Raw genomic sequence first — 10,911 nt, 5'->3', positions numbered from 1 at the left:
GTACACGCTGCACATCCTGCTGATCCCGGGCATCATGCTCGCGCTGGTCGGGGCGCACCTGGCGCTGGTGTGGTACCAGAAGCACACCCAGTTCCCGGGGGTGCGGCGCAAGGAGAGCAACGTCGTCGGGGTGCGGATCATGCCGTACTTCGCGCTCAAGGGCGGGGCGTTCTTCACCCTGGTCGTCGGGGTGCTGGCGCTGATGTCGGGGCTGTTCCAGATCAACCCGGTGTGGAACTTCGGCCCCTACAACCCGGCGCAGGTGTCGGCGGGCTCGCAGCCCGACTGGTACATGGCCTGGGCCGACGGCATGCTCCGGATCTGGCCCGCGTGGGAGGTCTACCTCGGGAACTACACGATCCCGGCGGTGTTCTTCCCCGGCGCGATCGGCATGCCGATCCTGTTCGGGCTCCTGCTGGGCTACCCGTTCATCGAGCGGAGGCTGTCCAAGGACACCGCGCACCACAACCTGCTCCAGCGGCCCCGGGACGTCCCGGTCCGGACGGCGCTGGGCGCGATGGCGCTGGGCTTCTTCATGGTGATCGAGCTGTCCGGCTTCAACGACATCATCGCCGACCAGTTCGACATCTCGCTGAACGCGACGACCTGGGCGGGCCGCATCGGCGTGCTGATCGTGCCGCCGCTGGCGTACTACTTCACGTACCGCATCTGCCTGGGCCTGCAGCGGGCGGACCGCGAGGTGCTGGAACACGGCGTCGAGACCGGCATCATCAAACGGCTGCCGCACGGTGAGTTCATCGAGATCCACCAGCCGCTGGCCGGCGTCGACAGCCACGGCCACGCGATCCCGCTCGAATACCAGGGCGCGTCCGTGCCGAAGAAGATGAACAAGCTGGGTTCGGCCGGTTCGGCCGTGCCGGGCACGTTCTGGTCGCCGGACCCGGCGGACGAGACGGTGGCGCTGCAGCGCGCCCACGGCAACGGGCACTCCGGTGGCGAAAACGGCCAGCACGGCCAGCACGGCGAGTTCGACTCCGCGGAGACGGCCGCGGCCGCCAAGCAGGACTGACTCCGGACACGACGAAGGCCACCTCCCGCGGGAGGTGGCCTTCGTTCGTTTCACGCCTTCGCGGCGCGGAGCCGGGCGACGGTCTTCTCGGCCCTCGAGACACGCGTCTCGGGCTTCTTGGCCTCGGCGACCCACTGGACGTACTCACGGCGGTGTGAGGGCGGCAGGGCCTCGAACCGGGCCGCGGCGTCCGGTGCGGCGGCGAGGGCGTCGGCCAGCTCGCCGGGGAGCTCGCTCAATCCTCGACACCGATCGAGAAGGCCGATTCCGTGTCGGCGCGGGAGTAGGACCGGAACGCGATGTGCGTGACGGTGTCCAGCACGCCCGGCACCTTGCCGATCCGGCCGGGGATCAGGTCGGCCAGCTCCTCGTGCGTCGACACCTGCACGGTGGCGATGAGGTCGACGTCCCCGGCGCACGAGTAGACCTCGCCGACACCCTCGATGTCGGCGATCGCCTGCGCGGCGTCCGGGATCGCGTCCGCCTCTGCCTGGATCAACACGATCGCGGTGATCACCTGGGTCCTCCAAGACTCGTCTGCGGGGTCGCTCGCGATCCTAGCTACGCCGCGGTGCGGGCCAGCCAGTGCGCGGCGAGTGCCTCGTCTCCGGTGACGGTGACGCGGTCCAGCGGCAGGCGCCGGGTGAACACGAGCAGGAGGTCTTCGACGGGGCCGGCCAGCGTCACGTCCGCGGTGCCGGTTTCCCAGGTCCAGCGCACGCCGTCCGGGGTGCGGGTGATCAGCCAGCCCGGGCCGGCGTCCGGTCGCAGGTGCAGGGTCTGGCCGGTGCCGCGGAGCTCGGCGAAGTCCGGGTTGAGGCTCGCCGTGACGGGGTCGGCCAGCACTTCGAGCCACTCGCTGATCGCGTCGGCCGCGAGGTCCGGGGCCACGGTGAATGCCCGGCCGGTGAGCAGCGCGGCGTCGGCGTGGTGGATGGTGGTGTCGTGGAGCATCCGCCGGAGCCAGAACCGGGCGGGCTGCGGGCCGAAGAACGTCCACACGGGGGTGTCGCCGGCGGCCTGCACGGCGGCTTCGAGGTCCGCGGCGCCTTCCCGGAGCCAGCCGGACCAGGTCCCGGGCGCGCCGGGGTCGGCGTCGAGCGGGTCCGGCACCGGCGACGGGCCCTCCCGGACGATGCTCGCGGCCCAGCGGTGGGCCTGGCCGAGGTGGCCGGCGAGCACCCGCAGCGGCCACTCCGGGCAGGTCGGCACCCGGACGTCCGGATCGGCTGCGGCGGCCGCTTCGGCGAACCCGGCGGTGTGTTCGCGGAGCCCTTCGGCGAGTCTTGCGTTGTCCATGGCCGTACCGTAGGAATTCCACCCGGCTGGAGGTTCGACCGAAGGTGACCGGAGACACACTCGGCATCGGCGAGCTGGCGCGCCGCACGGGCGTGCCCGTCCGCACGATCCGGTTCTACTGCGACGAGGGCGTCCTGGAGCCGGTCCGCAGCGCCGGCGGCCACCGGCGGTTCGACGGCGCGGCGATCGACCGGCTGACCCTGGTGCGCCGGCTGCGCGGGCTCGGGCTGGGCCTGCGCCCGATCACCGACGTCCTGGCGGGCCGCCGTTCCCTCGACGACGCCGTGGCGGCCGAGCGGTCGGCGCTCGACCGCGAGCTGGCGACACTGGCCTGGCGGCGCTCGGTGCTCCACGCGGTCTCGGAGGCGGCACCGGCCGACCGCGCGGCGCGGCTCGAGCTGCTGTCGGCGGTCCAGGACGGGTGTTCGGCGCACGAGACGCTGGTCCGCCTGTGGCGTCCGATGACAACGGGCCCGATCCCGCCGGAGACGGCCCGGATGTTCCTGGGGATCAGCGCACCGGAGCCCCCGGCCCAGCCGACGACGGCTCAGGTGGTGGCGTACGCGGAGCTGGTGCTCCTGGCGTCCGGGCTGGCCGCGCAGGTGAAGGCGAGCACACTGGCCGGCCACGAGCGCATCCCGGACCTGGGCGCGCTCCACGCGGAGGTCGGTTCGGCGTGTTCGGCGGCGGCACCGCAGGTAGCGGCGGGGGAGCAGCCGGCGCCGGGACTGGCACTGGACCGGTTCGTGGCGGCCCACGCGGCGGCGTGGGGTGCTGCGGACAGCCCGGCGTTCCGCCGCGCGCTGAACCAGCGGACGGCGGCGGACCGCCATCCGCGGCTGCGCCGCTACTGGCACCTGGCGGGCAAGGTGACGGGGGAAGCGGCCCCGATGGGGGTAACCCACACATGGCTCCTGGACGCCCTGAACACCTCAGTCGCCTAACCGTCACATCACCCCACGCACCAGCCGCTCAGCCGCAAGCCGCTCCCTCAACCACGCGAGTGGCCCCGCCAATCACGAGTGATGCCCCGCCAGTCACGCGAGATGCCCCTCCAGCCACGCGAGTCGCCCCCTCAATCACGCGAGTTGCCCTCGAATCACGCGAACCGACCGTCCCGGCGCGCGAACCGACCGTCCGAGTACGCGAACCGACCGTCCAGGTACGCGAGCGAACCTCCGGGCGCGCGAACCGACCGTCCAGGCGCGGCAACCGGCCGGTTGGGTACGCGAACCGGCCGTCCGGGTACGCGCCGACTGGCTGGGTACGCGAACCGACCCTCCAGGTGCGCGAACCGACCGTCCGGGCACGCCAGCCGACCCTCCAGGCGCGCCGACCGACCGGCTGGGTACGCGAGGCGGGTGCGTCAGCCGACATGCTCCAGTGAGTGGGCCTCCGACACCAGGTTCAGCCAGCCCTGCCAGCCCGCCACCGCAGCCGGTTCGGCCCAGGGGCGGGTCGTGCGGACCAGCCGCACCCCCGGGCGTGCCAGCCAGCGCAGCAGCACCCCCACCTCCTCCGGCGGCGCCCCGTGCAGGGGACCCGGGTCCGGGAGGACCGTCTCCGCCGAGGCCACCAGCGCCTCCACCACCGGCATCGGCGGCACCCCGCGCCGGGCCACGCCCGCCGAGGCCAGCCTGCCGTAGCGGATCACCGCCAGCTCCCAGCCTCCCGCGCCGTCCGGGCCGGCCGCGATCAGCTCGCCGATCGCGGCCAGCGATGCCTGGCGGTGCGCCCGGCCCAGTGCCCGGATCAGCGCCGACAGCTCGTCGCGGTGCCGGGCCGCCTGCTCGTAGTGCTGGCCCTCCGCCAGCCGCTCCACGTGGGCCGCCGCCGTGTGCAGGGGGCGCCCGTCCAGGCCCGCGATCAGGCCCGACACCGACTCGACCGCCGGGCCGTACGCCTCGACGCTCTGCCGTCCCGCGCACGGCGCTCCGCACCGGCCCAGCTCCGCCAGCACGCACGGGGTCCCGTTCGGCGACCGCGGCGAGATCCGCTGGGTGCACGTCCGCAGCCCCGACGCCCCGGCCAGGGTGTCCGCCGTCGTGCGGGCGTCCGCCTGGTTGCGGAACGGGCCCAGCACCCCCGGCCGCGGCAGGCGCACCACCGACAACCGCGGGAACGCCTCGTCCGTCAGGCCGATCCACCAGCCCTGGTGGCGGTTCTTCGACCGCCGGTTGTACGCCGGCCGGTGCGCGGAGATCAGCCGCAGCTCCCGGACCTCCGCTTCCAGCGCGTGCGCGCACACCACGTGGTCGACGCGCTCGGCCAGCGCGACCATCTCCCGGATCCGGCTCCGGTTCTCCGAACCCGTGAAGTAGGTGCGCACGCGGCGCCGCAGGTCCTTCGCCGTGCCGACGTACAGGACCTCGTCCTTGGGCCCCTTGAACAGGTAGACGCCCGGTGCCGACGGCAGGTCCGCGGCCAGGTGCCGCTTCGCCCGCTGGGCGACGGTGACCTCCGGCAGGTACCCCATCAGTTCTTCGAGGGAGTGCACGCCCAGGTTGCCGACCCGTTCCAGCAGGCCATGCAGGACGTCGACCGTCGCCCGCGCGTCGTCCAGCGCCCGGTGGGTCGGCCGCGTCTTCGCCCCGAACAGCAGCGCCAGCGCCGTCAGGTTGTACCGGCCGACCTCGTCCCGCGGCACCACCCGCCGCGCCAGCCGGACCGTGCAGACGACGGTCAGCTTCGGCCACACGTACCCGTGCCCCTCGCAGGCCGCCCGCATGTGCGACGTGTCGAAGCCCGAGTTGTGCGCCACCAGCACCGAGCTCCCGATGAACTCGAGGAAGGCGGGCAACACCTCCTCGATCGGCGGCGCGTCGTACACCATCGCCTGGGTGATCCCGGTCAGGGACACGATCTGCGGCGGGATCACCATCCCCGGGTTGACCAGCGTGGCGAACTCGCCGAGCACCTCGCCGCCGCGCACCTTCACGGCGCCGATCTCGGTGATCCCCGACGGCCCCGGCGGGGCCCCGGTGGTCTCGAGGTCGAAGACGACGAAAGTGGTGTCCCGCAACGGGGTTCCGAGCTCGTCGAAGGCGAGCTGTGCCTGGACCGGACGCATGAGCGGGACACTAGAGGCGACCACCGACAGTTTCCGCGCACCACCGGTCCGTGCGCCGGCTGCGGCCGTGCCGCGGGGCCGGTGGTTCCGCGGCGCCGGCGAACCGCGGCACGGGTCTTGGACAGCGCCGCGGTTGCCCGGGCGGCACCTCATCCTGGCGCCGGCCGCGGCTCCGCCGGGCCGGTGCCGCGGGTCAGGGGAGCTGCGGGAGTTGCTGCCGCCCGGTACCGGCTGCCGCGCGATCGATCCGGCTCCGCCGGGCACGCGCCGCGGGCGGTCCCGCAGCCCGGTACCGGCTGCCGCGCGATCGATCCGGCGGCCGGTACCGCCGAGCGCGCCCTTCGCCCGCCGTGCCCGGCCCAGCGGTCGCCTTTTGCCGGTCCGTGTGCCGCGCGGGGCGGGATGCGGGGGCGGGGCCTACCCTGGACCAATGCACCCGCAGCCGCTCGTGCCGGAGCCGCCAGGGGACCCCGTGGGTCCCTCGGGCGTCGCGTCGCGGCCCGAGGTGGCCGAGGAGCCCGCTGACCAGGCCGGACGGCCCGAACCCGCCACCTGGCCGACCCTGCCCGAACCGGTGCGCGACCGCATCGCCGAGCTCGCCGCGGCCGCCGTCGCCAAGCTGCCCGCCACCGATGTGCCGCGGCAGCTGCGGCCGGTCGCCAAGTTCGCCCCCGCCAAGCGCGCCAAGCTCGGCGGGGCCGCCCTGCTCGCCGCCCTGGGCGAGTCCTCGCAGTTCCGCACCGCCGTCATCGAATGGCTGCGCGAGCACCGCACGGACGTGCTCGACCCGAACGCCACCGACTCGGTCGCCGCGGCGGCCGCCGCCGTGCTGCTCGGGGAGTCCGGGGCCGCCGGGCGGGTCCGGCTGGTCGCCCGGAACGCCGAGGAAAACGCGCTGCGTGCCGAACGCGACGCCGCGCTCGCCCGCGCCCAGCGGCTCGAAGCCGAGCTCGTCCAGGTCCGCGCCGAACTCGCCGAAGCGAAACAAGCCGCCGAAAATGCCCGCGGTGAGCGCGAGGGCGAAGTCGAGAAGCTCCTGAAGCGCCTTCGCGAACAAGGCGTCCAGCTGCGCCAGGCCCGCGACGCGGCCGAAGCGGCCTCCGCCGACGCCGAACGCGGCTCGGCCGCCCACGTCGACCAGATCGCTTCCCTCACCAGCCAGCTCGAACGCGAACGCCAGCGCGTCGCCGGCGAACGGGCCCGTGCCGAACGCGCCGTCGCCGACGCCGAAATCGCCCGCCAGTCCGCCCGCGAGGCCCGGCAGGCCGACGAGGTGCGGCTCGCCCTGCTCATCGACACCATCGACGGCGCCGTCACCGGCCTGCGACGCGAACTCGCCCTCGGTGCGCGCGGTGCCCGCCCGGCGGACATGGTCCGCGGCGCCAGCTCCGGCATCGGCCAGGGCGGCAAGATCGCCGACGTGACCACGCTGGACCGCTACCTCGCGCTGCCCAACGTGCACCTGATCGTCGACGGCTACAACGTCACCAAGACCGGCTACCCCGAACTCGCCCTCGCCGACCAGCGCGACCGGCTGATCCACCAGCTGTCCGCGCTGGCCGCGCGCACGTCCGCCGAGGTCACCGTCGTCTTCGACGGCGCCGGCGTGCTCTCCGTCCCCGCCTCGGTGCCGCGCGGGGTGCGGGTGCTGTTCTCCGACCGCGGGGTGCTGGCCGACGACGTGATCCGCAACCTCGTCGCCGCCGAGCCCGCCGGGCGGCCGATGGTCGTCGCGACGTCCGACCGCGCCGTCGCGGACTCGGTCCGGGGTGGTGGCGCCCACCCCACGCCGTCATCGGTGCTGGTCAGCCGCTTGTCGCGGGTCTGATTCCGCAAATTGTCGGTGGTGGCGCCTACCGTCCTCCCCAGTCAGTTCCGACGTGAGGAGGACCACATGGCCGACACCCCCGAGCTGTCCGAAGTGGACGTCTCGCACATCGCCGTTTCGGACATCGAGAACCTGGTGGTCGACTGCGACCGGTGCGCCGTGCGCGGCATCTCGTGCCACGACTGCGTGGTGAGCGTGCTGCTCGGCGCGCCACCCGCGGTGGTGTGGGACGCCGACGAGCGGCGCGCGGTGGACGCGCTGGCCGAAGCCGGGATGGTGCCGCGGCTGCGGCTCGTCGAAGAACCGGTCCGGCGCAGCGCCTGAAATCGACCGTTTCGTGGCGGCGCGCCGAATGGTCGATTGGATCGGTGAACGGTCGGTAGTCGAAAAGGTCCCGGAGAAACCCCAGCGTGTAACGCCCATCACAGCTTTTCTTCCGCCCAGGTCCGATGGTGTTCCGCGGTGTCACGCAGAGTTTTTGGCCGGGAGGTGGTGGACGTGGTGGCGGTCTTTTCGTAACCTGTCCGAGATCTCGTGGCCCCCGGCCGTCTGAAGAGGCGGCGACGCGAGATCGCCGCCGGGCGCAGCTTTGTCGGGAAGCTGGGAACCGGAACCACCACCGCGTGCTTCACCTGTTGCGGTCCGTGCATGGCAAAAGCGCACGGCCCGGCGCGTGGTGGGCGGGACAGCGGTGAAGAGGAACTCCCCGACCTCTTCTTGCCCCGGTCCCCTTCGGCGGCCGAGACCAAAGGAGACCCGCGCGACCGTGCAGTCGCATTCCCTCAGGCGCGTGGTTTCAGGTGCCCTCGCCGCGGCCTCGGTGATCACCCTCGTCACCGTGGCGCAGCCGTCGGCCACCGCCGCCCCCGTCCCCGTACTCCAGACCCCGCCCACGGGCTCCGACGCCCTCGCCCAGTACCGCGACCTCGCGGCCCAGGCCGAGAAGCTCAACGAAGACCTGCTGTCCGCCCAGGACGACCTGAAGAAGAAGCAGGGCGAGCTCGACAAGGCCACCGGTGACGTCAACGCGGCCAAGGAACAGGCCACGAAGGCGTCCGAAAGCCAGAAGAAGTACCAGACCGAGGTCGACAAGTTCGCCGGTGCGTCGTTCACCAGCGGTGTCCAGCTGAACAAGCTGTCGGCGCTGCTGGCCGGCACGTCCACCCAGGACTTCCTGGACCGCTCCTCGGCGCTCGAGGTCATCGCGACCGGCAAGAACGCCGCGATGGGCAACCTCACCGGCGCCGTCCAGGAGGCGACCGACGCGGCCGCCAAGGCCAGCGACGCCGCGAAGCGCGCGCAGGACGCGCGGGACGCCGCAGCGAAGCTGACCGAGGACATCAAGGCCAAGCAGAAGACGCTGCAGGACCAGATCGACCAGCTCGAAGCGGCCAACAAGAACCTGAGCTCCGCGGACAAGGCCGCCCGGAGGGACACCGGCGGCACCGCGCCCACCAACATCCAGGCGCCCACCGCGGCCGCGCAGAAGGCCGTCGAGGCGGCGCTGAGCAAGCTCGGCAGCGCCTACGTCTACGGCGCGACCGGCCCGACCAACTTCGACTGCTCGGGCCTGACGATGTGGGCCTACAAGCAGGCGGGGATCACCCTGCCGCGGACCAGCCGCGAGCAGTCCACCTTCGGCGCCGCGGTGCCGCGGGACCAGCTGCAGCCGGGCGACCTCGTGTTCTACTACTCGCCCGTTTCGCACGTCGGCATGTACATCGGCGACGGCAAGATGGTGCACGCGCCCGACACCGGTGACGTCGTGAAGATCTCGCCGCTGCAGAGCCAGTACGCGGGAGCGCGCCGCCCGACGGCGTGACCTCCGAAGCACCCGAAGGGGCGGTACCGCGGACGCGGTGCCGCCCCTTCGCCGTCGGTGGCTAGCCTTTGGGTGTGCTCAAGACCCTGCTCGTGACCAACGACTTCCCGCCGCGGCCCGGGGGGATCCAGAACTACCTGAACTCCCTCGCCACCCGGCTGCCGGCGGACGACCTGGTCGTCTACGCGCCGTCGTGGGAGTCGCGGACGGGGTCGCACGAGGAGTTCGACGCCGAAGCGCCGTTCGAGGTCGTCCGGCACCCGACGTCCCTGATGCTGCCGACGCCGGACGTGCTGCGCCGGGCGAAGCAGATCATGCGGGCGCGAGACTGCGAAGCCGTCTGGTTCGGCGCGGCCGCCCCGCTCGCGCTGCTGGGGCAGCCGCTGCGCCGGGCCGGCGCGCGCCGCGTCGTCGCTTCGACGCACGGCCACGAGGTCGGCTGGTCCATGCTCCCCGGCTCGCGGCAGGCTTTGCGGCGCATCGGCGACACCGCGGACGTCCTCACCTACGTCAGCCGCTACACCCGCGGCCGCTTCGCCGCGGCGTTCGGCCCGATGGCCGGGCTGGAGCTGCTGCCGTCCGGGGTGGACACCGAGCTGTACCGGCCGGATCCGGCCGGGCGCGCCGAAATCCGCGCGCGGCACGGTCTCGGCGACCGGCCGACCGTCGTGTGCGTGTCGCGGCTGGTCCCGCGCAAGGGCCAGGACCAGCTGATCCGCGCGCTGCCGAAGATCCGCGAACAGGTCCCTGACGCGGTGCTGCTGATCGTCGGCGGCGGCCCGTACCGCAAGACCCTTTCCGGGCTGGTCGCCGAGCTGGGCCTGGAGCGCGACGTCGTGTTCACCGGGTCGGTGCCGTGGGCGGAGCTGCCGGCCCACTACGCCGCGGGCGACGTCTTCGCGATGCCGGCCCGCACCCGCGGCAAGGGCCTGGACGTCGAAGCGCTCGGCATCGTCTACCTGGAGGCGTCCGCGACCGGCCTGCCGGTGGTGGCCGGCAACTCCGGCGGCGCCCCCGAGACGGTCCTCGACGAGGTCACCGGGCACGTCGTCGACGGCCGCGACGTCACGCAGCTGGCCGAAACCCTCGCCAGCCTGCTGGCCGACCCGGTGCGTGCACGCCGGATGGGCGAGGCCGGGCGCGCCTGGGTGACGGCGAACTGGCGCTGGGACGTCATGGCGCGGCGGCTGTCCGGCCTGCTGGACGGCGATCCGGTGGCCGTAGTCCGCTAAGGCGTGTAGAGCGCCGGGTGCCGCGGATCGTCGACGCGCACGACGACGTCGGCGAGCGAGCCCGGGTCCACCTCTTCCTCGTACCGCTCGTAGGCCGGGACCGCCCAGGCGTCCGGCACGCGGCGGCGCAGCGCGGCGGGGGAGAGCCACAGGTGCACGGCCAGGTCGAAGGCCAGCCCGGCGCCCAGCAGCAGCTCGCCGTCCAAGAGCACGACCCCGCCTTCGGGCAGCGGTACGCGCTCGGCGCGGGTCGCGCGGTCGCGCTCGGCGTCCCACAGCGACGGCAGGACGTGGCCGGACCCCTTCAGCGGCTCCAGGACTTCGCGGCGGAGGGCACCGAGGTCGAGCCAGTCGGTGTAGCGGGCGTCGGGGTTCGTGCGGCCGTGCTCGAAGCGCAGGGACGCCGGGCGCAGGAAGTCGCGCGCCGACACGCGCAGCGTCGCACGGCCGCGCAGGCGCAGCGGGTCGACCAGAGCGTCGGCGAGTTCTCCGGTTTCCGTCGCCCCGGCCGCGCCGTCGACGGCGACCGCGATCCGCTGCGGGGTGAGCGCGTCGATGCGGTCGGTGAGTTCTCCGGCGAGGACGGCGGGGGAAATCGGGCGGTAGCGCACGGGTACAGATCCTCCACCC

Annotated in this window: 11 protein-coding genes; 6 read left to right on the top strand and 5 right to left on the bottom strand. The window is 73.3% G+C overall.

Annotation, left to right across the window (positions count from 1 at the left end; all coding sequences use genetic code 11):
* A partial coding sequence (locus OO60_RS22555) for a cytochrome b (protein ID WP_033261997.1) occupies positions 1 to 1,030 on the top strand: 1,030 nt, incomplete at its 5' end.
* A gap of 50 nt (positions 1,031 to 1,080) precedes the next feature.
* On the opposite strand, the gene OO60_RS22550 is transcribed toward OO60_RS22555, so the two are convergent.
* Genes OO60_RS22550 through OO60_RS22540 form a run of 3 tightly spaced genes read right to left on the bottom strand, consistent with a single transcriptional unit; the run spans position 1,081 to position 2,329 of the window.
* The gene (locus OO60_RS22550; protein ID WP_003062421.1) at positions 1,081 to 1,269 is read right to left on the bottom strand and encodes a YdeI/OmpD-associated family protein; all 189 of its coding nucleotides are present in this window, start codon (positions 1,267 to 1,269) and stop codon (positions 1,081 to 1,083) included.
* Positions 1,266 to 1,547: an Lrp/AsnC family transcriptional regulator gene (locus OO60_RS22545; protein WP_003062426.1), complete on the bottom strand. Its 282-nt coding sequence runs from the start codon at positions 1,545 to 1,547 to the stop codon at positions 1,266 to 1,268. Before OO60_RS22545 ends, OO60_RS22550 begins: the two co-directional genes overlap by 4 nt.
* A gap of 44 nt (positions 1,548 to 1,591) precedes the next feature.
* Positions 1,592 to 2,329, bottom strand: a complete 738-nt coding sequence (locus tag OO60_RS22540) for a maleylpyruvate isomerase family mycothiol-dependent enzyme (RefSeq protein WP_003062429.1) — start codon at positions 2,327 to 2,329, stop codon at positions 1,592 to 1,594.
* A 44-nt stretch (positions 2,330 to 2,373) separates the two neighbouring features.
* Here OO60_RS22540 and OO60_RS22535 point away from each other — a divergent pair, with 44 nt between their 5' ends.
* Complete coding sequence (locus OO60_RS22535; protein WP_003062432.1) at positions 2,374 to 3,273, top strand: MerR family transcriptional regulator; 900 nt, start codon at positions 2,374 to 2,376, stop codon at positions 3,271 to 3,273.
* 422 nt (positions 3,274 to 3,695) lie between these two features.
* Here OO60_RS22535 and OO60_RS22530 read toward each other — a convergent pair whose 3' ends face one another.
* Positions 3,696 to 5,399, bottom strand: coding sequence for a DEDD exonuclease domain-containing protein (locus OO60_RS22530; RefSeq protein ID WP_003062435.1), 1,704 nt, complete (start codon positions 5,397 to 5,399; stop codon positions 3,696 to 3,698).
* 430 nt (positions 5,400 to 5,829) lie between these two features.
* Between OO60_RS22530 and OO60_RS22525 the strand changes: the two genes are divergently transcribed.
* The 4 genes from OO60_RS22525 to OO60_RS22510 all read left to right on the top strand — a co-directional run bounded on the left by OO60_RS22525 (position 5,830) and on the right by OO60_RS22510 (position 10,281).
* On the top strand, positions 5,830 to 7,227 hold the full coding sequence (locus tag OO60_RS22525) for an NYN domain-containing protein (protein WP_033261996.1): 1,398 nt from the start codon (positions 5,830 to 5,832) through the stop codon (positions 7,225 to 7,227).
* A gap of 66 nt (positions 7,228 to 7,293) precedes the next feature.
* Positions 7,294 to 7,551 carry a hypothetical protein gene (locus OO60_RS22520; protein ID WP_003062440.1) on the top strand — a complete coding sequence of 86 codons (258 nt, stop codon included), beginning with the start codon at positions 7,294 to 7,296 and terminating at the stop codon, positions 7,549 to 7,551.
* 442 nt (positions 7,552 to 7,993) lie between these two features.
* Positions 7,994 to 9,049 carry an NlpC/P60 family protein gene (locus tag OO60_RS22515; RefSeq protein ID WP_051767735.1) on the top strand — a complete coding sequence of 352 codons (1,056 nt, stop codon included), beginning with the start codon at positions 7,994 to 7,996 and terminating at the stop codon, positions 9,047 to 9,049.
* 74 nt (positions 9,050 to 9,123) lie between these two features.
* Positions 9,124 to 10,281 (top strand): glycosyltransferase family 4 protein, encoded by a 1,158-nt coding sequence (locus tag OO60_RS22510; protein ID WP_003062446.1) that lies wholly within the window; start codon positions 9,124 to 9,126, stop codon positions 10,279 to 10,281.
* Here OO60_RS22510 and OO60_RS22505 read toward each other — a convergent pair.
* On the bottom strand, positions 10,278 to 10,892 hold the full coding sequence (locus OO60_RS22505; protein ID WP_003062449.1) for a nucleoside/nucleotide kinase family protein: 615 nt from the start codon (positions 10,890 to 10,892) through the stop codon (positions 10,278 to 10,280). The genes OO60_RS22510 and OO60_RS22505 overlap by 4 nt on opposite strands.
* Positions 10,893 to 10,911: the final 19 nt, after the last annotated feature.

This window comes from Amycolatopsis vancoresmycina (genome assembly GCF_000716785.1).
GTDB lineage: Bacteria > Actinomycetota > Actinomycetes > Mycobacteriales > Pseudonocardiaceae > Amycolatopsis > Amycolatopsis vancoresmycina.
Note: the sequence above shows the minus strand (reverse complement) of the source record. Positions and strands in the feature narration are given on the sequence as shown.